General features: G+C 62.9%; 22 protein-coding genes. 8 read left to right on the forward strand and 14 right to left on the reverse strand.

The genetic code is table 11. The features are described from left to right. Nucleotides 1-87: 87 nt before the first annotated feature. From CRO12_RS10925 to CRO12_RS10955, 7 genes are all read right to left on the reverse strand, one after another. A complete protein-coding gene (locus CRO12_RS10925; protein WP_097064039.1) occupies nt 88-1,032 on the reverse strand; it encodes a LysR family transcriptional regulator in 945 nt (314 codons plus the stop codon). Between the two features lie 81 nt (nt 1,033-1,113). Next, a complete protein-coding gene (locus CRO12_RS10930; protein WP_097064040.1) occupies nt 1,114-1,704 on the reverse strand; it encodes an NADPH-dependent FMN reductase in 591 nt (196 codons plus the stop codon). Between the two features lie 67 nt (nt 1,705-1,771). After that, nucleotides 1,772-2,164 carry a nuclear transport factor 2 family protein gene (locus tag CRO12_RS10935; protein ID WP_097064311.1) on the reverse strand — a complete coding sequence of 131 codons (393 nt, stop codon included), beginning with the start codon at nt 2,162-2,164 and terminating at the stop codon, nt 1,772-1,774. 29 nt (nt 2,165-2,193) lie between these two features. After that, nucleotides 2,194-2,619, reverse strand: a complete 426-nt coding sequence (locus CRO12_RS10940; protein WP_097064041.1) for an ester cyclase — start codon at nt 2,617-2,619, stop codon at nt 2,194-2,196. Nucleotides 2,620-2,773: 154 nt separating this feature from the next. Then, nucleotides 2,774-3,445 (reverse strand): NADPH-dependent F420 reductase, encoded by a 672-nt coding sequence (locus tag CRO12_RS10945; protein ID WP_218838885.1) that lies wholly within the window; start codon nt 3,443-3,445, stop codon nt 2,774-2,776. A 42-nt stretch (nt 3,446-3,487) separates the two neighbouring features. Further along, nucleotides 3,488-4,429, reverse strand: coding sequence for an SDR family oxidoreductase (locus CRO12_RS10950; RefSeq protein WP_097064043.1), 942 nt, complete (start codon nt 4,427-4,429; stop codon nt 3,488-3,490). Between the two features lie 54 nt (nt 4,430-4,483). Next, the gene (locus CRO12_RS10955) at nt 4,484-5,119 is read right to left on the reverse strand and encodes an NADPH-dependent F420 reductase (protein WP_097064044.1); all 636 of its coding nucleotides are present in this window, start codon (nt 5,117-5,119) and stop codon (nt 4,484-4,486) included. 132 nt (nt 5,120-5,251) lie between these two features. On the opposite strand from CRO12_RS10955, the gene CRO12_RS10960 reads away from it, so the two are divergent. The 7 genes from CRO12_RS10960 (at nt 5,252) to CRO12_RS10990 (ending at nt 13,634) form a co-directional block, all read left to right on the forward strand. Then, nucleotides 5,252-5,815: a TetR/AcrR family transcriptional regulator gene (locus tag CRO12_RS10960; RefSeq protein ID WP_097064045.1), complete on the forward strand. Its 564-nt coding sequence runs from the start codon at nt 5,252-5,254 to the stop codon at nt 5,813-5,815. A gap of 29 nt (nt 5,816-5,844) precedes the next feature. After that, nucleotides 5,845-6,579: a dienelactone hydrolase family protein gene (locus CRO12_RS10965; RefSeq protein WP_097064046.1), complete on the forward strand. Its 735-nt coding sequence runs from the start codon at nt 5,845-5,847 to the stop codon at nt 6,577-6,579. A 41-nt stretch (nt 6,580-6,620) separates the two neighbouring features. Next, a complete protein-coding gene (locus CRO12_RS10970) occupies nt 6,621-7,715 on the forward strand; it encodes an alpha/beta fold hydrolase (protein ID WP_179640972.1) in 1,095 nt (364 codons plus the stop codon). Nucleotides 7,716-7,901: 186 nt separating this feature from the next. Further along, on the forward strand, nt 7,902-11,255 hold the full coding sequence (locus CRO12_RS10975) for a S41 family peptidase (protein WP_179640974.1): 3,354 nt from the start codon (nt 7,902-7,904) through the stop codon (nt 11,253-11,255). A gap of 56 nt (nt 11,256-11,311) precedes the next feature. After that, complete coding sequence (locus tag CRO12_RS10980) at nt 11,312-12,334, forward strand: sensor histidine kinase (RefSeq protein ID WP_179640975.1); 1,023 nt, start codon at nt 11,312-11,314, stop codon at nt 12,332-12,334. An 11-nt stretch (nt 12,335-12,345) separates the two neighbouring features. After that, a complete protein-coding gene (locus CRO12_RS10985) occupies nt 12,346-13,056 on the forward strand; it encodes a LytR/AlgR family response regulator transcription factor (protein WP_144033594.1) in 711 nt (236 codons plus the stop codon). A 56-nt stretch (nt 13,057-13,112) separates the two neighbouring features. After that, nucleotides 13,113-13,634 (forward strand): GNAT family N-acetyltransferase, encoded by a 522-nt coding sequence (locus tag CRO12_RS10990; RefSeq protein ID WP_097064051.1) that lies wholly within the window; start codon nt 13,113-13,115, stop codon nt 13,632-13,634. A 39-nt stretch (nt 13,635-13,673) separates the two neighbouring features. Here the strand turns inward: CRO12_RS10990 and CRO12_RS10995 are convergent, their stop codons facing one another. The 5 genes from CRO12_RS10995 to CRO12_RS11015 all read right to left on the reverse strand — a co-directional run bounded on the left by CRO12_RS10995 (nt 13,674) and on the right by CRO12_RS11015 (nt 18,614). After that, nucleotides 13,674-14,138 (reverse strand): RidA family protein, encoded by a 465-nt coding sequence (locus tag CRO12_RS10995; protein WP_097064052.1) that lies wholly within the window; start codon nt 14,136-14,138, stop codon nt 13,674-13,676. Further along, the gene (locus CRO12_RS11000; RefSeq protein WP_097064053.1) at nt 14,135-15,001 is read right to left on the reverse strand and encodes a PhzF family phenazine biosynthesis protein; all 867 of its coding nucleotides are present in this window, start codon (nt 14,999-15,001) and stop codon (nt 14,135-14,137) included. Before CRO12_RS11000 ends, CRO12_RS10995 begins: the two co-directional genes overlap by 4 nt. Before the next feature lie 241 nt (nt 15,002-15,242). Further along, nucleotides 15,243-15,872 carry a TetR/AcrR family transcriptional regulator gene (locus tag CRO12_RS11005; RefSeq protein WP_218838886.1) on the reverse strand — a complete coding sequence of 210 codons (630 nt, stop codon included), beginning with the start codon at nt 15,870-15,872 and terminating at the stop codon, nt 15,243-15,245. A gap of 93 nt (nt 15,873-15,965) precedes the next feature. Next, on the reverse strand, nt 15,966-17,375 hold the full coding sequence (locus CRO12_RS11010; RefSeq protein WP_097064054.1) for an amidase family protein: 1,410 nt from the start codon (nt 17,373-17,375) through the stop codon (nt 15,966-15,968). A 111-nt stretch (nt 17,376-17,486) separates the two neighbouring features. Further along, a complete protein-coding gene (locus tag CRO12_RS11015; protein ID WP_097064055.1) occupies nt 17,487-18,614 on the reverse strand; it encodes a YbfB/YjiJ family MFS transporter in 1,128 nt (375 codons plus the stop codon). A 655-nt stretch (nt 18,615-19,269) separates the two neighbouring features. Between CRO12_RS11015 and CRO12_RS11020 the strand changes: the two genes are divergently transcribed. Next, a complete protein-coding gene (locus CRO12_RS11020) occupies nt 19,270-20,280 on the forward strand; it encodes a LysR family transcriptional regulator (RefSeq protein WP_179640977.1) in 1,011 nt (336 codons plus the stop codon). A 3-nt stretch (nt 20,281-20,283) separates the two neighbouring features. On the opposite strand, the gene CRO12_RS11025 is transcribed toward CRO12_RS11020, so the two are convergent. Together CRO12_RS11025 and CRO12_RS11030 are read right to left on the reverse strand one after the other, a co-directional pair. Continuing rightward, nucleotides 20,284-20,526, reverse strand: coding sequence for a DUF2274 domain-containing protein (locus CRO12_RS11025; protein ID WP_097064057.1), 243 nt, complete (start codon nt 20,524-20,526; stop codon nt 20,284-20,286). After that, nucleotides 20,526-21,668 (reverse strand): TraB/TrbI/VirB10 family type IV secretion system protein, encoded by a 1,143-nt coding sequence (locus tag CRO12_RS11030; protein WP_097064313.1) that lies wholly within the window; start codon nt 21,666-21,668, stop codon nt 20,526-20,528. Before CRO12_RS11030 ends, CRO12_RS11025 begins: the two co-directional genes overlap by 1 nt. Nucleotide 21,669 lies beyond the last annotated feature (1 nt).

The raw sequence follows: 21,669 nt of genomic DNA on the forward strand, positions 1-21,669 counted from the left end.
TGAAGATATGCTTCTCACCGGTGGGCGTTTAGCGCCAGAATGCTCCATGGCAGTCGTGACATGGTGTCCGCATCGCGCTCGCGAAGATTAGCGCAACAGCGGGCTGTCTAACGTAGCCGCCTTGCTTTTCAGGAAAGCGACGAGTTCCTTCACGCGCCCTGGCACCTGCGGCGCGTCACGGCGCAGGATTGTCATGGGGCTACGCATCACGCGCCACTCCGGCAGAACTTCAAGGACCCCGGCTCGTCCCAGGTCAGCTGAAGCGAGCCATGAAGGGCACCACCCGACCCCCATTCCGAGCGTCACTGCGTGCCAGACGCTCTCGGCGTCATCGAATATGATCGAGCAGTCGAAGGCATACCGATCCGCCTTGTTCGAGCCTCGCTCAGCGGCAAACCACCACGGCTCTACAAGCCCGGTCCCGCGATTCCGAAATCCGATGATAGCGTGTCTCTCGAGGTCGGAAGGCGTTCCTGGAATACCATGGGCGTCCAGATACGCTGACGAGGCGCAGGCGACCCAGTCAAAGTCGAACCATTTCTGCCGAAGGTGACCTGGGACGCCGCTGATCTCGCCCGCTCGCAATGCGACGTCGATACCTGCGTCCGCGAGGTCGATCATCTCGTCGGAAGCGCGAACATCCACGACCACTTGCGGGTGCTCAGTTCGGAACTCGGCCAGGAGGGGCAGGAGCTGGCTTCTGGCGAATGCTACGGGAGCAGTAAGCCTGACCCGACCCCGCGCATCGTCCTCCGATGCCAGGATCAGCGATGAGCGCAGGTGATCAAGGCTTGTCGCGACCGCGCGAACAGCATCGATCACCTGCTCGCCGGCGTCCGTCAACGCGAGGTTGTGCGTTGAGCGGTGCAGCAGCCGTACACCCTGTGCGTCTTCGAGGCGCGCGATCGTCTTTGAAACACCCGATGGCGTCATGCCCAGCCGCCGTCCCGCCGCAGCGAAGCTGCCGGCGTCGACGACGGCGATCAGGCATTGCAGCTGCGCGCTGGAGGGCTCAACGAAGGCTCGTGGCATGAGGGGAGCTTACGGAACGAGGTTGAAGCGCGCGACCGAATTGTTCTCTACACTGGGAGTTCGGACTGGTGATCACGCGCCTCATGTCGCAGCTTTGGCAGCCATCGTCGCACCTGCCCACCAGACCAGCTCATCGAGCGCCGACTTGGTGGCACCCAGTAAGCTCGCTTCTACGTCTTCGATCGGCTTGCCCGCTCCCATTGAAGAGGTGGCCATGAAGTCGGCTCCACCGATATGGACCGACCCGGCGGTCGAAACCATGCGAAGTGGAATCGCAACCAGTCGCAACTGCTCGACCGCTCTCGAAGCGCCGGACCCGCCATACCCGATCGCGGTGAACGGCTTGCGGCCCCACTCGTGATACGCTTGGTCGAGTGCGTTCTTCAGCACCCCCGTAATCGAATGATTGTACTCGGCGACAACAAAGATGAAGCCGTCGTACCGGGAGAGCGTCTGCTGCCAGCGCAGCGCCTCGGGGCTCTCGCTCTGGGCCGAGATCAAAGGGCCCTTCTCGTTGAAGAACGGCAGCGGATGGTCTCGAAGATCGAGGAGTTCCGCGTCGAGATCGTCGCGCGCCTGCGTCTGCTTCAGCATCCAGTTCGCCGCCTTATCAGCGTAGCGGCCCGGCCGCGTTGAGCCAATCAGGATGGCGATGCGTGCCTTCTTGCTCATGTCCTTCTCACTTTCTCGAGATGGGCGCTGCACTGGGGGGAGCGTGCGGCGCGACGCGGGCAATCCGCTACGGCGCGCTCGCCCGAGCAAGCGCCTGCGTGTCCAAATACTCTCGCAGACGGGCCACCTTCCCGTCGCGAATAGTGAACGCGAAGACGAAATGGTCTTCGAAGCGCTTGTCTGTTGCCTTGATCAGGCCTGTCGCGAACCCTTCAGCGTGAACGCGGTCACCTTGCGCGATGAAGTCGAGCGGCTCGGGGAAGTTGGTCTCGACCTGCTCGGATGCGATCTGGAGGAGGTTCTTCACACCCTCCTGACCTCGGTGCGTTCCGGCTAGAGGCCATGCGTCGCCCGGTATGATCCACTCGAAGTCATCGGTGAGCAGTGACAAGAGCTGCGGCAGGTCGCCCATCGCATCGAAAAAACTTTGTGCGATCTTCAGACTGGCATCGGTGGGCATGATCATCTCCTTTAAGCGGTCAAGCTGATCTAGTTGGAGCCGACGCCGAGCTGCTCTTGCATGACGGAGGCTTCGTTATAGCAATGGAAGCTCACGATCTTGCCGCCCTGAAGGCGAAACACGTCACACGACGGTACGTCGATGGCTCGGCCGGTTGGACCAAGCGTGCCGGACGCGAGCGGCAGGGCGCCTGTGTGCGTGCCCTTCATCGTCAGTTCGACGACCACGACATCGTCGACGGAATAGACCTGGACGGGTTCGCGGTGAAGATCAGGAAGGGCCTTGAGCAGACCGCCAATGCACTCGGCAATCGCCTGGCCCCGGAAGAAGGTGCCGGTCGCCATGTCGCGCATGTAGCCGTCCGCCGCAAACAAGGACGCGATCTCGCCAGCATCGAAGGTCGAACCCTCGGCCACCGTGTAGAGGCGCCGGACGATGTCTACGTTCTGGGGCATTTCTAAGCTTCCACGTCAAATCGTATGTCTGTCGGCGTTCATTAGGTCCGATCGCCGGTTGCTGGCACCCGACGCCCGGTAATCCGTCGTCTCACGGCGTCCGCAACGAGCGGGCGGCCACGACTTAGACGACCAGGCGTCGAGTTCGGCGGCTTCAGCCGATCTCCGCCACCATCGCGATGTCCCAGCTGCCGGCGCCGTTCTTCGCAAGGCCGATCATCATGAGCCCGAGCGCCTCCAGCGTGTGCGCCATTGGCAAGCCGCCGACGTCGAGCGGACGCAGGTCGAGGCTCTCGAGGAAGGACGCGACCTGAGCCTTGGCGCTAGCATCGTCCCCGGCATAATAGGCATCGAGCCGACCGCCCTTGGCGAGCACGTGGCCGAACATGGTGTTGAACGCTTTGACCACGTGAGCGCTCGCCGGCAGCAGCTTCGCCGTCTCTTGCGCGCCCGAGCTGTCGTGCGGCGTGGCGAGGCCCGACAGGTCTGGCTTCACCGGGTTCGCGATGTCGATGACGGTCTTTCCGGCGAGCGCGTCGCCAAAGTCAGCGATCACCGACGAGAGGACGGAATACGGGACGGCGAGGATGACGATCTCACCGGCCGGCGCTTTGGCATAGGTGCCGACCGTAGCGCCCGCTGCGAGCTTGTCGGCCAGTGCACGCGCCTTTGCGGTATCCCGGGTGATAACCTCGACCTGATGGCCGGCTTTTGCAACGCGCGTCGCGATGACCGTGGCCATGCCGCCGGCGCCGATAATGCTGATGGTGCTCATGAGACTTCTCCTGATTGGATGCTTGGCGACTGAATGGGGCGCCGACGCCATGACGCGTACCCGCTGGGGCGCGTAGGCGACGGCGCCTTGCGATCAGGCGGCGCGGAAGTAATGGCCGTTGTCGAGGTCAGCGAGCAGACGCGGGCGGGCCGGCTCCCAGCCAAGGGTTTCGCGTGTGACGCGGCTGGTTGCCGGAACGTCGAGGGTCACGAGGTTCGCGAGAAAGCCGAAATAACCTGGCAGCATCAGCGCATCGATCGGGATCGGAACCGCCGGCACCTTGAGCCGCTCGCCGAGCGCCTCGGCGATCTCACGGAACGCAATGCCCTCGTCGGCCACGGCGTGCCAGGTCTTGCCTGCAGGTCCCTTCTCGAGCGCGAGGCGGAACAGAGTCGCAACGTCATGTGCGTGCACCGCCGACCAGCGCTTCGCGCCGTCGCCCGGGTAGCCAATGACACCCTTCTCCTTGGCAAGCCCGATCAGGGCCTGAAGGAAACCGGCATTGTCGGTGGTGCTGTGCATGATCGGAGGGATGCGGACGACCGAAGCGCGGATGCCGCGGTCGGCAAGACCGATCACCGTTGTCTCGACGATATTGCGGACCCGCAGCGTCCCCTTGTGACCATCGCCTCCGGGCAGCGCGGGATCGGTCTCCGCCGCCGGGCGTCCAAGACCCTCCCAGCCGGGCGAGCCGATGCTGGCCGAAACGACGAGCGGCTTGCCGGTTCCCTCGAGCGCCTCGCCATAGGCGAGCATGATGTCGACCTCTGCGGCCGCAACCGCGTCGAGCCCGCCGGTCGGAAGCAGGTCCTGTCGGTGCGCGACGTGGATGACGCCATCGGCTGCGCGCGCGGCCTCTTTGAGGCCTTCCAGATCCTCAAGGCTGCCGTGGCGAGGCGTCGCGCCGAGCACGGAAACCGCGTCAGCGGCCGCGTCCGATCGGACCAGCGCGGTGACCTCGTGCCCTGCGGCGATGAGATCGGAGATGATATAGGGACCGGAGTGGCCGGTACCGCCGGTGACGAAGACGTGCATGGGTATGCTCCTTGCTAAAATGGGACTGGGTGGCTGGAGGAGGGATGGTCGGGATCAGTCCGGGAGGCTGACCCCGATCGCGAAGTCAGTGTGGCGTGTGGCGTTGGCGATCAGGCCAAGCGACAGCAGGCAAAGGTGCTCGAGCGTTCGCGCCATCGGCAGGGCGCCGACATCGAGAGGGCGAAGGCCAAGCGACGTGGTGAAGTCGGACACGCGCTGCTTGGCGTCTGCGTCATCGCCGGCGATGAAGACGTCGACGGGCACGCGAAACGTGCGGCCTGCCGCGACGACATGCGAGAAGTGGCCGTTGAACGCCTTGACGACGATCGTGCTGGCCGGCGCCGCCTTCGCGATCTCCTGCGCGCCGAAGCTGTCGGCAGGCGTCACGAAGCTGGTGAGGTCAGGTGCGACCGGATTGGTCAGATCGACCAGCAGCTTGCCCGCGAGCTTGTCGCCGTAGCGAGCGACCACGTCGAGCACGACCGCATAAGGCACCGCCAGGAAGACCATGTCGCCGCGTGGAGTGGCGCCGAACTCGCCCACGATCGCGTCAGCGCCGATGGCATCGACCAGTTCGCGTGCGTTCGCCGGATTGCGGCTCAACACCTCAACCACGTGGCCGGCCTTGCCGGCGAGCGTGCCGATAGCAGTCGCCATGCCGCCAGAGCCGATGATGGTGATCGTGGTCATGCCTTCACGTCCTTCAACTTCTGTTTTGCGGGTTGCCCGAGACTGCATCTGGTCCCATATGCAGCTAACCGAACCACTGGTCCGCTTGTGAACCGCATATCTGGACCGGTGGTCCACTTGTCAAGGTGACCTATGAGAGCCGACGCGAAAAAAAACTACGATCGCTTGTTGGACGTGGCGCGAGACGTGTTTGCAGAGCGGGGTCCCGAGGCGTCGATGCGTGACATCGCACGCCGGGCAGAGGTCGGGTTCGCGACGCTCCTGCGTCATTTTCCGACCAGAGAGGCCTTTGTGGAGGCGCTGCTCTGCGACGATCTCGATGCCTTGCCCAAGCGCGCGGAGGAGCTTGAAGCGACGTTGCCTCCCGCGGAGGCGCTCACCACGTGGTTTGGGGAGTGGATGGCTTTCGCGCGAACGCACAAGGGCGTGGTCGCACTGATGGCCTCGGTTCACGACAATCCGGAGTCGGCGCTCTACGCCTCCTGCGCCTCCGTCCATGCTGCGAGCGCGCGACTGCTCCAACGGGCACAGGACGACGGCCAGGCACGCAGCGATATGAACGGCGACGACATGTTCGGGCTGATGGCCGCGCTCGGCTGGCTCATCGATTTGCCCTCATTCGCACCGCGATCGGAAAACCTGTCGCGGATCGTCTCGAGTGCGATCCTCGCCACGAAGGAGCCGGCGCTCGCTTGATTGATCGATCGTTTAATTGAGGAACACAGATGACCCACGAAACTGTCACGATCGACGCCTCCGACGGCAAGTGCCCGGCGCATGTCTTCACGCCGGCCGAGGGCGGGGGCGGGCCGGCAGTCGTCATGTACATGGATGCAGGCGGTATCCGACCGGCAGTGCTCGGCATGGGCCAGCGTCTGGCTGACGCGGGCTTTGTGGTGCTCCTGCCGGACCCGTTCTACCGGTACGGATCCTATGGCCCCTTTGACCCGGTAGAAGTCTTCAAAGGCGACTTTCGCGCGATCCTTGGTCCCCTGATGGCGACGACGGGTAATCGGGTGTCGGCACGCGACACGGATGCCTTCCTGGCGTACCTGGATGGGCGAAACGAGATCGTCGGGTCGAAGGTAGGAGCCGTCGACTTCTGCATGGGCGGGGGAATGGCGATCGCGGCTGCCGCCAACCGGGCGGACCGCTTCGCGGCAGTTGCCAGTTTCCATGGGGGCAACCTAGCAACAGAAGCGGCAGACAGCCCGCACACCTACGCACCCGATCTGCAGGCTGCGATCTACATCGCCGCGGCGCAGGATGACACCAGCTACCCGCCGGACATGGCGATCCGCCTCGAAGAAGCGCTGGATGGTGCCGGGGTCGAGTACAGCACCGACACCTATGCCGCAGCGCACGGCTGGATGATGCCGGACTTTCCGATCTACGACGCACGAGAGGCCGAGCGGGGATGGGCCGAGATGATCGGCTTCTTCGAACGTGTCTTGAAATGACCTTGCGACCGGCGTTGCATAACGGGGGGAGGGGCAAGCAGGTGGCAAAGTTTCGCGCCCTCAGCGGCCGCGGCGTGAGTGCTGCGCTTTCGACGTGGCTCGGTTTTGCCCTCAGCATCGGCCTGCCGGCGACCTCCGCATCGTCGGCACGAATGGCAGACCCGGCTGCGCGCAGCTTTGTGTCGAGCCATTACGGGCGCGCCCAGATCCTGGTGCCGGTCGCAAAGGGCAGGCGCATCAACATGGTTTGCCTGGGGAAGGGCCAGCCTGCGGTTCTTTTTATGTCCGGCCTTGGCGGCGGCAGTTTCGACTGGCGCCGCGTGCAGCCGGAAGTCGGAAGAAACACCCGGGCCTGCGCCTATGATCGCGCAGGTTACGGCTTCAGCGATCCCACTTCCGAAAAGAGCGATGTCGAGCATGCGTTGCTTGACCTGCATGCCCTGCTGCACTCCGGCGGCATTGCGCGGCCTGTTGTCCTGGTCGCACACTCGCTCGCCGGCATTTACGCGGTCGCCTACGCGAAGCGGTACCCCGGCGACGTCGCAGGAATGGTGCTCGTCGATCCTGCCTTCCCCAATCAAACCCGGCTGATCGCAGACGCCGTCGGTTCTGCGGCGGCCACCAAGCTGGCGGCGTCCACAGCCGAAACCATGTCGTTTCTCGATCGATGTGTCACGTTGGCGGACTCTGGGCGGCTCTCATTACCGACGGAGGCGAGCTCGGACTGCCTCGACAACCCTGCCGACCCGGACCCTGCCGTTCATCGAGAGCGCGACCGCGCGGCGAAGATCGCGGGTTACCAGCGGGCGATACGATCAGAATACCAGGACGCCAACGTTCTAGGAGCCAACGGCAGGACGATTGACGATGTCCAGAGCGACGCGATTCCGGGCGACTTAGGCTCCCTGCCGCTTGCCGTTCTGACAAGAGGCAACAAGGGCGCCTTGTCAGGTTTGTCGCCAGCGGAAATCGAGCGTTCCGAGACTGTCTGGCAGGCAGGCCATGATCGGCTTGCGGCGCTTTCGCGACTGGGTACCAACGAGATCGTTCCCGGCGCCGACCATTTCATCCAGTTAGATCGGCCAGCCACCGTAATCGAGCGGATCAGAGGCGTGTTGGAGAAGGCCCGGCGATGACGCAGGGTTATCGAGGCTGAGTCATGCCGCGTCATGCGCGAGGCCGTGCTTCGATGAGCGAAGAACGGACAGGTAAGCTTTGCGACGAACCTGCCTTCTCTGCGACGAACGCGGGTGCTGGACGACGATACCACCGCGTAGCTGGCGTGGATGCGAAACCACCCTCAGCCGATCCCGTCCAGTCCGTTGAACTCTTCCAAGAAGCTCAAGGCGTATTTCTTGCGCGGGGCCTGCCTTCTCTGCGCGGCGTTATCACCAGTCCCGGCGCACGCCGAGGCCGAGACGAACGGTGAGCGGGCGTTGATCCGGTTTCCGACGTCATGCGGGGATCGGATCGTCTTCGCCGCCAGAGGCCAGCTTTGGAGCGTCACCGGCGCCGATCATGTCGCCCACCGCCTGACCTCAGGTCCGGGTAGCGTTCAGATGGCGCGGTGTTCTCCGGACGGGAAGTGGGTCGCCTTCACGCACGTCATCGGCGGGAGCAGAGACGTCTATGTCGTGAAGGCAAGTGGCGGCATACCGCGCCGGTTGACCTATCGTCCTGACTTCAACGAGTGGGTGGTCGCCTGGTCGGCGGACTCGCAATCGGTCATCTTCCTCAGCGCGCACGAAGATTGGTCGGGGCGGAAGCTCAGGCCTTACTCCGTCCCGCGCGGAGGTGGACTCCCGGTCCCGCTCCCTATCGATCGCAGTGGACACCTGTCCTTCTCGCAGGACCGTAAGCGAATGATCTACACTCGATCTTTCACCGATGGCGCTGCGTGGAAGCGCTATCAAGGCGGGCAGGCACCAGACCTCTTCCTTCACGACTTCCGCACCCATGCCGATGAGCGGCTGACCGATTGGAAGGGGACCGACGCCGCGCCCATGTGGACTGGCAACACAGTCTACTTCCTGAGCGATCGCGATCAGCATCGGCGTGCCAACATCTGGGCTCTGGACCTGAGCAGTCGCAAAACACGGCAGGTGACGTTCTTCGACGATTACGACGTCGATGCGCCTTCGCTCAACAACGGCAGGATTACCTTCAGCAAGGGCGGAAGCCTGTGGCAGCTCGATTTACGGAGCGAGCGGCTCGCCATGGTACCCGTGACGGTGCCGGATGACCGCGCACGCACCGGCCCAAGGGTGACCGTGGTAGCGGCGCAACTGCGCGAGTATGACACGGACTACGACGTCAATTACTCGATCTCGCCCGATGGGCGCGTCGCCGCGCTGGCAGCGAGGGGGGAAATCTTCACGCTGCCGCTTGGCACCGGAGGCGCGACAAACCTTACCGGCACGACGGGCGCTGAGGAGGACCACCCCTCGATCTCACCGGACGGGCGCTTCGTTGCCTACACGACCGATCGATCCGGCGAAGTGCAATTGGTGCTGCGTCCCGCAAGCGGGGGCGCGGAGCAGCCTCTTACGCGATTCAAGAGCGGCTTCCTCTACAAGCCGGTCTGGTCACCGGACGGACGATGGATCGCCATCCACGATGCGGCGCACCGGCTCTGGCTCGTGCCGACCCATGGAGGTGAGGCGCGACAGGTGGCGTACAACCGGCACCACTACATGCACGAGACCGACGAGCACGATGCTGTCTTCTCACCCGACGGACGCTGGCTCGCCTATAGCCTGAGCAGAAGCAACCGGCTCCGCGAGTTACACCTTTACGACACCGGAACCGGGCTCGACACCGTCGTCAGCTCCCCCATGGAGAGTGACTATCGTCCCGCTTTCTCGGGTGACGGGCGCTTCATCCTGTTCGTGTCCGATCGCAATGACATTCCGATCTATGCAGACCGGGAGACCAACGCGGTGACCGTTAAGTCGGGTGGGATCTACGTCGCTTCGCTCGCCAAAGGCGACGTCCCGCCGCTTGCCCCGCGCGCCGAAGGTCAGACAGGGGCTCGATCGTCTGCAACTGCGCGAGTACCGGGCGACGTTGATCTCGCTGGCCTGATGTCGCGAGTTGTGCCGCTACCGGTGGAGCCTGCCAAGATCACCGATCTGCAGGTTCGCGGCGACCGGGTGTTCTACATGAGCGCACCGCCTCCCGTGATGGGCGGCACGCTGCCGGGCGCGGCGTCGGCGGTCCACAGGTTAGACCTAAACGACGCCAGCGATACGATCCTGGTCCGTGATCCATCGAGCTTCGTCGTCTCGGCCGACGGCTCGCGGATCGTCTTTGTGCGCAACGGCCGGTGGGCGTCCGTTGCCGCAGAGGGCGGGAATGAAACTCCGCTGCCCGTGGCTGAGCTGTCGACCACGATCGTTCCACGGGACGAGTGGCGCGAGATGTTTTTCACCGCCTGGCGCCTCGAGCGCGACCTGTATGTCGATGCCGACATGCACGGCATCGATTGGCAGGGTGTCCGCGATCACTATGCCCGCCTCCTGCCCTTAATTGGTAGCCGGAGCGATCTCACTTGGCTCATCAACCAGATGATTGGTGAACTGTCGGGCTCGCACCTTAGGAGCGGAGGTGGCGACGACGGCTCAGGAGCAAAGCCGTCCGAGTCAGTCTTGCTCGGCGCAGACTATGCGTTGGACCAGAAGAGCGGCCGCTACCGCTTCGCACGGATCTATCGCGGCGACAGCAGCCGACCCGACTACCGCGCGCCGCTCGGCAGCCCCGGCGTCGATGTCGACGTTGGCGACTACCTTCTGGCGGTCAATGGCGTTCCGCTGCGCGCACCACAGTCGCCGGACGAAGCGCTGATCGGTGCCGCGGGCACGGTGGAGCTGACGATTGCCTCCCATCAGAACGGGCCTGCAAGGAAGGTCCGTGTGCTCCCGGTATCGAATGACGAGAGCCTACGCGAGGTCGACCACCTCGCGGAGAAGCGCGCGCTCGTCTCGCGCCTATCCGGCGGACGAGTAGCCTATATCGGTCTCAACGATATGGGCCGCCTCGGAATGCGGCAGTTCGTCCGCCAGTTCTATCCCCAGCTAGGCGCCGAGGCGTTGCTGGTCGACGTACGCGGCAATCCTGGCGGCAACATCGATGAAATACTGTTAGAGCGCCTGCGGCGCACTCTGTCCGGGATGCAGACCGGACGTGACCGCGTGCCGCAAACCCAGCCCGACCAAGTCGTGGTGGGTCCCAAGGCGATGCTGATCGACAGTGATTCCGCGTCAGACGGAGAGGTATTCCCGCTGCACTTCCGCGCTTACGGGCTCGGCGAGCTTATCGGATCGCGTACATGGGGCGGCATTCGTGGAATCCGGACGGACTGGACGCTGCTCGACGGCGGCACCGTGACCGCGTCTGAAATCAGCTTCTACGACACGGAGGGTCAGTGGTCGGTCGAAAATCACGGCGTCGAGCCGGACGTGCCGGTCGAGACGACGCCGGCGGATGTCCTCGCCGACCGCGACCGCCCGCTTGAGATCGCAGTGGAGCGGCTGACCCGAAAGATCGGCCCAGTGCCGAAAACGCTTGTGCCTCCGCCAACCGGCGGCTCCTACCCAACTTTCGGCGTTGTCCCTCCGACGTACCTTCCGGCGCAGACGTCGGGCACATCGACCTCCAAGGTACCGGACCAACCGTGATACGGAGCGCCAATCGGCCCATGCCGTCAGGCAGCCGCCATACGCCGGTTGGGCGCGTGATCGCGGCCATCTGGATCGCGGTGGCCGCCGTAAATCTGGTGCTGTCTTTTGCCGGTTCGACCGCCGGCAGTGACGCCTTGACCATGCTGGGGACAAACCTGTGCGGTCTTTCCGTCTCGCTCGTTCTCTCCTCGGCGATCGGCCGGCTCATGCGTCACCGTACGCGGCCGAACTGGCCGGCGCTCTCGGCGATCGCAGCGTTCGGCGGCTCCACGGTCTGGTTGGCCGACGCGACGCTCCAATTTTGGGCGACCCATACCTTCGGGTTGCCTCCTGTCTCGGCGTTCCTGCCCGTACGCTACAATCTCGTGTACTTCCTCCTGATCTTCGCCTTGCAGACCGCCGCGACAGCTTTGCTAAGCGCGAATGACGAACTGGCGCACCGTGAGCGCCAGCTCGCCGACGCAACATTCTCGGAACAGCAGGCGCGGCTAGCGGCGCTCCAGCTTCAGCTTAACCCTCACTTCCTGTTCAACGCACTCAACGCCCTTGCGACCCTGGCGGCGGAAGGGCGCAACGGCGAGGTTTCCGACATGGTGAACCGGATGTCCGGCTTCCTGCGAGCGGCGCTGTCGTCATCGCCGCAGGAAACTACGACCCTGGCGGACGAGCTCGACACCACTCAGGCCTATCTGGACATCGAGTCGATCCGCTTCGGCGATCGGCTTCAGGTCCGCTTCGATTGTGAGCCAGCTCTGAGCGGCGCTAAAGTGCCGGGTCTGATCCTGCAGCCCTTGGTCGAGAACGCCGTGAAGCATGCCGTCGTACCGTCAGCGGCGCCCGTCGCGATAGAGGTTCGGGCAGTCGCCGAGGCAGATACACTGCTGTTACGGGTTGCCGACTATGGCTCGCTACGACCGCCTTATGCGGAGCCGCCGGGCCTCGGCATAGGGCTGGAGAACGTTTCCGCGCGTCTTCTGGCGCTCTACGGCTCGAAGGCAAGTTTCGACGCACGCTTGGGTGATGGCTCGTTCGTCGCTTCTATTCGGCTCCCCCTACGTTTTGAGGAAGCACATTGATACGCGTCGTCTTGGCGGATGACGAACCGCTCGCCCTTCGCGGCATGGTCCGATTGCTCGACAACGTCGAGGACGTGGAGGTTGTGGGGACCGCCACCACGGGGCAATCGGCGCTGGAGATCATTCGAGCCGCATCGCCGGATCTGGTTCTCTTGGATATCCAGATGCCGGGCACCTCCGGGCTGGAGGTGGCCGCAGCGCTTGCAGCAGGCTCGCCGACGGATATCATCTTCGTAACAGCGTTCGACACGCACGCCATCGAAGCCTTCGCGCTCGACGCCGTCGACTATCTTCTCAAACCAGTGCAGCCGGATCGCCTACATCAGAGCTTGCAACGCGCCAGGCGTAGACTGGCGAGCACCCGGGAGCCGGTATCAACGGCGACGGAAGACGAACCGCCTTGCCTCCACGTGCCTCAAAAGGGCGGTGAGATCGATGTACCGCAAAGCGAGATAGTCTGGATCGAGGCCGCAAGAGATTATTGTTTGATTCACACGGATCAGCGTAGCTTCATCATTCGCACTACCATGGCGGACCTGGCTACTCAGCTTATCCCGCGCATCATGAGAGTACACCGCTCCGCGTACGTGTGTCTGGATAAAGTTGAACGCTTTGAGGTGGACGAGAAAGGGTCAGCCACGCTCGTGCTTGGCGATCGTCTCCATGTCGCAGTGGGACCAAGCTACACGAAAGCCGTACGCGCCGCTTTGACAGCCCACTAGCGGAGTGCAGATCGCCACAGCGATCACGCTCCGTCCGATCGAATGCGAGAGTCAGCATGCTCACCAATGCCGAAGACGCCGACATTCCTGCGATCGTCAGCCTTCTAAATCGCGCCTACCGCGGCTCAGGGGCAGAAGCTGGCTGGAACTCGGAAGCCGGTTACATCGCTGGCGATAGGACGACCGAAGCACTGCTGAGAGCCGACCTTCTCGCCCATCCCGCTGCCTCTCTGCTCAAGTGGATCGACCCCGAGAGTAAGGAAACAACGGGGTGCGTGTGGCTTCAGCCTCTGGGTACAGGACAGTGGTATATGGGCTCGCTAGCCACAGATCCGGTCAGGCAGAATGCCGGCGCCGGCCGAAAGCTGTTGGAGGCAGCAGAACAGTACGTACGCGCGAAAGGCGGCGACCGGATCCGCATCACGGTCGTCAACGTGCGCGACACCCTCATCGCTTGGTATGAACGTCGTGGCTATACGCTGACCGGCGAGACGGAGCCGTTCCCTTATGACGACGACCGTTTCGGTACGCCGCTGCGAGACGACCTGATGTTCGTCGTCATGGAAAAGTGGCTTTGATTAGCCGTCGGGTTGTCTCTCAGCCTTTAGCCTCGACAGCTAGTTGAGCGTTCCAACGGCAGCCACGACCTCCAATTCCAGCAAACCGTCGCCCGGGAGGCCCGACACTCCAACCGCGGAGCGCGCATGCTCGCCAGCGGAGCCGAGAATGGCAACAATTAGCTCCGAGGCGGCGTCGAGGATGCGCGAGTGATCGGCAAAGCCAGCCCGAGCGAATACGAAGCCGCGGACGAACACGATCTGGCCGATAGCATCGAGGCCGACCTCACCTTCCAGCGCCGCCAGCGCCCGCATGACACAGGCCTCCGCGGCATTTCGGATGGTTCGCGCCGGCGTCCGGCTATCGACCGGACCCGTGATGATGCCGTCCGCGGTGCGAGAGACCTGCCCGGAAACATAGGCCAGCCCATTCATCACCGTTACCGATCGGTAGGCTCCTCTTGGCGCAGGCGAGGGTGGAAGCGAGAGCCCTAATGTTAGCAAGCGCTCTCTCCAACCGCTCACGAGGGGTCTCCCATGCGAACGGCGCCACCGAGCCAGCAACGAAGGCTGGACCCATCATCTTCGAAACGGACTCTGATCTCGGAGGGGCGCCCCATAGACCGTCCTTGGCGTACGCGTAGCGGGGCGCGGGTGGGGAGTGGATGCCCACGTGCGCGAAGTCCGAAGGCGAGTGCTGCGGCCGCCACACCCGTCGCGGCATCCTCGGGATAGCCGGATGATCGTGGGAACTGCCGGGCATCCACCACGTCAGGGGTGGCGGTCAACGCATAGGGGTAGAGGCCGGTGGAGCTCAAACGATCGCACAGCTCCTGTACCCGCGAGAAATCGGGCGTGATCGCATCGAGCACCTGCCCTGATCTAACCGGAATGAGCGTCTTCGTCCTGCTGGTGCGGGCGTTCTGAATCGGCTCAGCCAGCATCCCGGCCGGTATGCCCAGAACAGCAATGATCTCCGCACGCAGGTCCGATCCGATGACCTCCTCTACGGTTGCCGCCGGCTGGGAAACTTCAACTTCCACATCTTCCCCGCCGGACCGGGACACAATCGCGTCGACCACGCCGCTCCCGGTTTCGATCCGTAGCCTCTCCTGTCTCAGACGCCCTTGCTGATTAAGCACCCATATCGCGCCGACGGTGGCGTGCCCGCACATTTCGACTTCTTGGGTTGGCATCCAGAACCGAAGGCGGAGATCAGCCGCACCGGTCGCTCGCAACACGAACCCGCTTTCGTGCCCATGCGCCGCAGCGACCCGGCGCATCGCCTCATTATCCATCCCGTCGGCGTCGAGGACAATCGGAGCCGGATTGCCGCCATGAGCGCCAGCAGTGAAGACGTGGACGAGGTGAACGCTAGGCTCAGGCATAACCAATCAGTTTCCTCTGCTATTCACTGACGATCTCTGAGGGCTGAGAGCCGCCAGCTCACGACCGTGGTTCGTCATCGTCATACCTGGTTGTCCTCAGCACCCGCATGCTCTCCAGGTCCTTCGTGATCCGCCGGATTGGCCCAGCTTTCCCGTTCTGCCAGGCGCTGAGCAGGTGGCGGGACATGTAGATGCCGACGGCGAGATCCGGCCCTTTACGATCGCGCCGTGGCCCTCGGGATTAGTTCGCCCTGACGGCCGCGAGCCGCTGCTGAGAAGCCTGACGCGCGAGTAAGAACTCTTCCTCGTCGCCCATCAGAGCAGCGACATTGGCTGCCGACTGATAAGCCAGTAATTCAAAAGCCAAGCACGTTTCGTCGACGTTGGGGCGAAGCTCTCCAAGTTTCTTCGCCTTGACGATCAGACCTCTAAATCTGGAGCGCGCCTCAGAACGATGCTCCTTCACCTGATCGCGGATACGTCCAGGTCGCGCACGATATTCGTTGCTCGCTGCGTTGATGAAGCATCCACCCGGAAGAGTGCGCTTCTCGACGAACTCGAACCAACCTTCCACCAAAGCCTGGAGCTGCAGCAATGGGCTGGGTTGAGTCAGCGCCGGGTCGATCACCGCCACTCGGTATAGATCGACAGCGCTTCGCAGCGTCGCCAGCTGCAGCGACTCTTTGTCCCCGAAGAGGACCTGGATGTTGCCCTTACCGACGTTCGCCTCAGCCGCTAGGCGGCCGATGGTCAGGCCGTCCAGACCCTCGACCGAAGCGATGGCGGTGGAGTGCGTCAGGATTTGCGCTCGCGCCCGATCGCCCCGCACGCGGCGACCGTCGCGGCTGTCTGGCTCTGACGTTGTGATCACGGGCCTGCCTTCGTTTCTCAACACCTACGGTCGTATGTATATGGTGCGGCGGCACAATCTGTCGAGCGGCCGCCGGAATAAAGGCGGCTCGCGTCAACCGTGGGGATCGATGGGCGTACTAACGGTTAGCTCTTCCTCGATCGCTTCGGCGGCATCGAGGCAGAGATCCTCTCTGAAGGGGGAGCCGATGATCTGTACGCCGAGCGGTACACCATCCGATAGGCCGGTCGGCACGGCGATCGAGGGTAGGCCCAGAAGGTTTACGGCGACCAAGAGACGCTGAGCCTCCCGGAGGCTTGCTCCGGTGGCCGCCGGATCGCGATCGAAGTCGATCGGGAACGGCGGTGCCGTCGACACCGGGCCGAGGATCAGGGGATATTTTTCGAGAAACGCCAGCCACTTCCGAACGTGCGTCGCGCGTGCTGCCAAGGCACGCATGTAGCTTCCAAGATCGGGTTTCGTCGTCGATGCCAGGTACAGCTCGATCGCTTGCCTGACACCATCGTCGCCGAACGTGTTGATGGCTCCCACAGAGAGCTCACCAACCTCCCACCACGCCAACCGCCACCAGAGTTCGGCAACAGCGTCGACCTCTGGCGGCTCCACGTGCTCGATCTCGTAACCCGCGTTGCTCAGGGCAGTGGCGGCTTTCTGAACAGCCTCTGCCACGCTCGGATCCACGCCGAGCCCAGATGGATTGATGGTCACTGCAACACGGAGGGGCTTGTCGATAGGCGAGCCGGCGAGCGGAACGGGAAGCCAGGAGGGATCCCGGATGTCCCTGGCCGACATCGCTGCCAACGCAACGCGAAGGTCGCCAGCCCTACGGGCCATCGGTCCTTGAACGGAGAAGAGCTGGACGCTGAGGGGGCGCTCGTCCGTCGCTGACGGATTGAAGTGCGGGACCCTTCCCACCGTTGGCTTGATGCCGACCAAGCCACAGCAATACGCCGGGTAGCGGATCGATCCTCCGAAGTCGTTAGCATGAGCCAAAGACGTGATGCCAACGGCGAGCGACGCAGCCGCACCGCCGCTCGACCCGCCAACTGTGTGACGTCGACTCCAAGGATTGTATGTCGGCCCATGCAGGGCGTTGTCCGTATGCCAGCGCATCGCAAAGGCGGGCATGTTCGTGCGTCCGATCGAGATGGCTCCGGCCTTGCGCAGGTTGGCGACGGCCGGGCTATCTTCAGCGGCTTGAGCATCTCGAAAGGCTACCACCCCGTGCGTGGTTGCCGCTCCCGCTTCGTCGACGTTCTCCTTGATGGTTATCGGCACGCCATGAAGGGCGCCGAGAACGTCGCCTCGTTGGACGGCACGATCGGCGTCGTCAGCGTGGGAGAGCGCGAGCTCGGCGCGCACATCGATAACGGCATTGACCTCCTTATTGACCGCTTCCAACCTATCGAGTGACGCCTGCACCGCCTCTCGGCTGGAAATCAGCTTAGTGCGAACGCCAGCCGCAACATCGACGGCATCCCACTGCCAGATTGGTCCTTTCACAGATCCATCCACTTCGGTTTGTTGACAGTATTGCGGAGCGCTACGCCGCTTCTCGCAGCGCTCGATCGGCAGGCGCTTGGGTGCCGGACACCGTCGAGGGGCCGCGCTCGATCACGCGTCCTTCCTCGCGGGCTCTGGCTGCAGCGCTGCGATGACGCTGGCCGCGATCAGAATGCCGACTGACACCCACAGCCCTGGACGAATGCCGTCCGGACCATCGGCCATCGCGCCGCTCAGCACGGGCCCGATGCACTGACCAAGACCAAAGGAGATTGTCAGCGCCCCGATTGCGGCAGTCCATGCCTCTGGCTCGGTTGTTCTCCGTACGAAGGATGTGACCGATGCAATGACGGCCAGGAACGATCCGCCGAAAAGGATCGCGGACGTGTATGAGGCCAGGGGACTTGGCAAAGCGATCGGCAGTGCCGTCCCAGCCGCCACCACGCCGATCGTTGCGGCAGCGCACAGGCCGCCACGCAACCGGGCGAGGATAGGTCCCCATGCGAATGCGCCGAATACGGACGACAAGCCGAGGACTGACCAGAAGGTGGTGATCGCAACGGCGTTGAAGCCTTCCGTGTCGCGGAGGAATGCCACAATGAAGGTGGCATAGGCGATGTATCCCGCACCGTAGAGGCCGTACGACACCAACAGGAACGTCATCGAACCGGGCGACCATGCCCTGCCGCCGATGAGCTTCCGAAGCGGCGGCGGGGGCACTCGCCGGATCACCGCCCCCGCCCAGAGCGTCGCGCCCAGCGCCAAGGCTCCGAGCGCGAGCCAACCCCCGCGCCATCCAACGGTGGCGAGGAGCGGGGGCACTAGCAGCGCCGACGCTGTTACGCCGATTCCCGCGCCAGCGAAGTAGAGACCCAGCAGGGTCGAGCTCCTCTTGGGCGACGCATTGAAGCCGGCCGTCAGCCCTGCACCTACCACAAACGCCACTGCCCCCGAGAGACCTGCAAGGAACCGGAGTGCGAGCAGAGCCGGGAAACTCACGGCGACCGCGGAGGCCCCGGTCGCTAACGACGTTAGTAGCAAGGCCGAGACAAAAGCGGTCTTATGACCGACGCGGCCGCCGAGCCCGTTGGCAAACAGCGCACCCGCCAGATACCCGGCCGCATTGCCCGTGTTCAGCGCACCTGCGTCGGCAAAGCTCCAACCGAGATCCGCGCGCATCGTCGGCAGAAGAAGCGCGTAAGCGAAACGAGAAAGCCCAAGGACGACAGCGGGACCCATTGCCAGACCTAGTACGATCCACAACGAGCCAGATGGGGCATCCCTATCCGGCTTCACGAGTACACCCGAGCAGCCAACAACTGATCAGCATTGTTATGCATACGAACGTACGTATATAGTCGGTTGAGATTAGTCAATTGGCCGCTAGGCCGCATAGCCCGGTTCTCAGCGCAACTCTCCGCGTAGTCGGGCGAGCGCTCGGCGCCACAACGCCTCGCCTAGCTCATGGCCACTGGCAGTGAAGCGGTTGGAAGGTCCGAGCGCTCGGCGGCGACCCACCGCTAAGGCGGCAGCGTCTGCAACTAGTTGGCCGTGTTCTCACCATTCCGCCGCAGTGTGCACGAGTAGCTCGGCTACGCGCCCGTGATCGGTTGGGATCAGAGATTGACTGAGATGAGAACTAGTCGACCGTAGATCGGTCTGCTCGACCCCTTACAAGCGTTAACAATCTATTTAGCTTCAACCGCGCTACCTCATCATCATTTTACTATGTCCACATGGCTGATCCTAGCCTCAACTCCGGCGCCATTGTGCAGACTAAGGCGGCAGGCGCTGTTCTCGACTGAGGCTTGGCCTGATGGTGCTAAAACGATTGACCACTGCCGCTCATACACATACGATCGTATGTTATGTTCGGACGCGACTTAGGAAGCGCATGGCGGCGGCGCTCCGAATGCGGGAAAAAGGCCTGCGCACTGCTAGTGATGTTGTTTTGGAGAGCGCATTGCCTGACATTTCGCTCGACTTAAGGTATTTGCGCTGCGTTGTCGCAGCCGCTGAGACCGGCAGTTTTCGTCAAGCATCGGAGCTGCTTGAGCTACCGCAATCTTCGATTAGTCGCCGAGTTCAGCTGCTTGAGCACCGGCTGGGGTTCAGCCTTTTTAGGCGAACGCGCTTGGGCGTCAGCCTTACAGATGCAGGACATACCTTTCTTGAGGGCGCTCTGATCGGTGCCGAACAGTTTGCACTTGCAGCACGCGCGGCAGCAGCGATCCACCGCGGTCATCCTGCCGAACTAAAGATTGGAGTTTCTCCTTCTCGTACCGCGAGTTTACTATTCCGAGAAACCATGCGCCGTTTTAGGTCGCAATTTACCTCGTGCAAAATAACAATTGTCGAAGCTGACACGATCCAACTTCGCCGAAGCTTGGCACTAGGGGGCATCGACATTGCATTTTTGATAACTCCAAAAGCATTGCATGGGTTTGAGATTCAAGAGCTATGGCAGGAGGCTGTATATGTTGCTCTGCCAGCCGGTCACAGGCTTGTCACTCACAGGCGGGTGATGTGGAGTGACTTGACCCACGAGACTTTGATTGTTCCAAATAGAGGTAAGGAGATAGACAAAGATCAATGCTTGGTAGCTAGGCTCACTGGTAATATGACTGATATTAGAATCGAAGAACACCAAGTCTCTGAGGCAAGTTCGTTTGATCTGATCGCGTGGGGATACGGCGTGACCCTCGCTCACGAGGCAACAGCGCGCCGCAAGATATCTGGTATAGTTTTTCGACGTTTGAGCGAAAAGCCGAACTCTCTAATGATGTCGGCAGTCTGGAAAGATAAGGCGCTTACGCCGTATGCCGTCGATTTTATTGCAGTAGCCGCCTCGCTGGGCCGCGGTAAGATGCCTAACACGGCCGGTGAATGCACTAAAACCATATGAAGTTCAGGCCGGTTGGCTCGTGCCGACCCTTTCGGTTTTGCGCGATCTAGAGAATTCCCGGTCGCTGGCGATAAAGCGCTCGATCATGGGAGCGATAAGACTCTTCGGGTCGGGTATTGGCTGACCGGCCTGGGCCGAGAGCAGCGCAGCGTAGTCGGTGAGATCGCGATACAGATTGGCAGAAATCTCGATCGTCACCTTGACTGGCTTCTCATCGCCAATCACGCTGAGCTTCAGTTTGCCCATCATAAATCTCCATAGGGTTCTAGCACGAGGTCGCGGGTGACAATTACGCGGACCGGAAACCCGGGGCGGATCGTAAGCGTGGGTGCAACATCGAGCTGGCGCCGGACAATTTGCTGACCGGCATCGTTGAAGGTGTCCTGGCCACCATTGCGCAGGGCGCGTAGCAGGCGGTCATCGTCGTCCACGGCCAGCTCGGAGCCGACGCTGAGCAGCGTCGAGAGGCCTGCTGCCTTGGCGAGATCCCACCAGTGGAAACTCACCCCGTCCTGCAGACCGGCGAAGCCTTCAGCGTCCGCACCTGGCGCCAGCTCGAGAACGATGGATCGCCCATCCGGAAAGAGGAGTCGATTCCAAACGAGCAAGACGCGGGATTGCCCAAACTGGACGCTGTTGTCGTACTGACCGATGACGCGCGTGCCTTGCGGGACCAGAAGGATGCGACCCGTCGGGCTGTCATAGATGTTTTCGGTAACCTGCGCGGTGATCTGGCCCGGGAGATCCGAACGGATGCCGGTGATGAGAGCTGCGGAGATGACCGCACCTGCTTGGAGAATGTTTCGGGATGCCGGCGACGTCACCCGTTCGGTCGACACCGTGCGACGCTCGGGCGCAGCGTTGAGGAATGCGGACTGGCGGTCTCGCGTCGTCAGAGTTGTGCCAGGCTGCGATCCCGTCGTTGCGCCCGCTGGCTCCGTCAGAGCTGGCAATGAAGGGGGCGATGCGGTTCCGCCGGCGTCTGATGACGCAAACAGTCGGGCGGTTCGCGCGGATTCAATTTCCTGGACGCGTCTCTGCCGCTCGGGGCTGACTTGCTTCGTTGCCGCGCCGGGAGCGGCGGGCATGCCGGGAGGCTGAACGGACTGACCGCGCTCCTGAGCACTCAGGATCGGTTTGCCGAGATCGCCGGGCAGCGGCGGGCCGAGTTTAGGAACCGCGCCATAATCGCGGGGAAGCGAAGCGACCCCGTCGGCGGTAGGCCGGTTTTCAGTCGAGTACAGTTCCTCGGGAGCATGGACCGTGCGGTTCGATTGAAGGGCGTAGATCAGGGCGCCGCCAATGCCGAGACTCGCGACCAGCCCCATCGTCGCAAGCACCTTCCGCGATAGCCGCGTGACGCGAGGGGCTTCAGCACGCAGGCGCATG

Source organism: Sphingomonas guangdongensis, from assembly GCF_900199185.1.
GTDB lineage: Bacteria > Pseudomonadota > Alphaproteobacteria > Sphingomonadales > Sphingomonadaceae > Sphingomonas > Sphingomonas guangdongensis.

What these genes read in the sequence shown, in the direction of transcription:
- CRO12_RS10950 (WP_097064043.1), bottom strand. Translation starts at nt 4,429, where the DNA reads ATGCACGTCTTCGTCACCGGCGGTACCGGCCACTCCGGTCCCTATATC.
- CRO12_RS11015 (WP_097064055.1), bottom strand. Translation starts at nt 18,614, where the DNA reads ATGGGTCCCGCTGTCGTCCTTGGGCTTTCTCGTTTCGCTTACGCGCTT.
- CRO12_RS10930 (WP_097064040.1), bottom strand. Translation starts at nt 1,704, where the DNA reads ATGAGCAAGAAGGCACGCATCGCCATCCTGATTGGCTCAACGCGGCCG.
- CRO12_RS10965 (WP_097064046.1), top strand. Translation starts at nt 5,845, where the DNA reads ATGACCCACGAAACTGTCACGATCGACGCCTCCGACGGCAAGTGCCCG.
- CRO12_RS11025 (WP_097064057.1), bottom strand. Translation starts at nt 20,526, where the DNA reads ATGGGCAAACTGAAGCTCAGCGTGATTGGCGATGAGAAGCCAGTCAAG.
- CRO12_RS10945 (WP_218838885.1), bottom strand. Translation starts at nt 3,445, where the DNA reads ATGGCGTCGGCGCCCCATTCAGTCGCCAAGCATCCAATCAGGAGAAGT.
- CRO12_RS11020 (WP_179640977.1), top strand. Translation starts at nt 19,270, where the DNA reads ATGGCGGCGGCGCTCCGAATGCGGGAAAAAGGCCTGCGCACTGCTAGT.
- CRO12_RS10960 (WP_097064045.1), top strand. Translation starts at nt 5,252, where the DNA reads ATGAGAGCCGACGCGAAAAAAAACTACGATCGCTTGTTGGACGTGGCG.
- CRO12_RS11000 (WP_097064053.1), bottom strand. Translation starts at nt 15,001, where the DNA reads ATGCCTGAGCCTAGCGTTCACCTCGTCCACGTCTTCACTGCTGGCGCT.
- CRO12_RS10940 (WP_097064041.1), bottom strand. Translation starts at nt 2,619, where the DNA reads ATGCCCCAGAACGTAGACATCGTCCGGCGCCTCTACACGGTGGCCGAG.
- CRO12_RS11030 (WP_097064313.1), bottom strand. Translation starts at nt 21,668, where the DNA reads ATGCGCCTGCGTGCTGAAGCCCCTCGCGTCACGCGGCTATCGCGGAAG.
- CRO12_RS10990 (WP_097064051.1), top strand. Translation starts at nt 13,113, where the DNA reads ATGCTCACCAATGCCGAAGACGCCGACATTCCTGCGATCGTCAGCCTT.
- CRO12_RS10925 (WP_097064039.1), bottom strand. Translation starts at nt 1,032, where the DNA reads ATGCCACGAGCCTTCGTTGAGCCCTCCAGCGCGCAGCTGCAATGCCTG.
- CRO12_RS10935 (WP_097064311.1), bottom strand. Translation starts at nt 2,164, where the DNA reads ATGCCCACCGATGCCAGTCTGAAGATCGCACAAAGTTTTTTCGATGCG.
- CRO12_RS10955 (WP_097064044.1), bottom strand. Translation starts at nt 5,119, where the DNA reads ATGACCACGATCACCATCATCGGCTCTGGCGGCATGGCGACTGCTATC.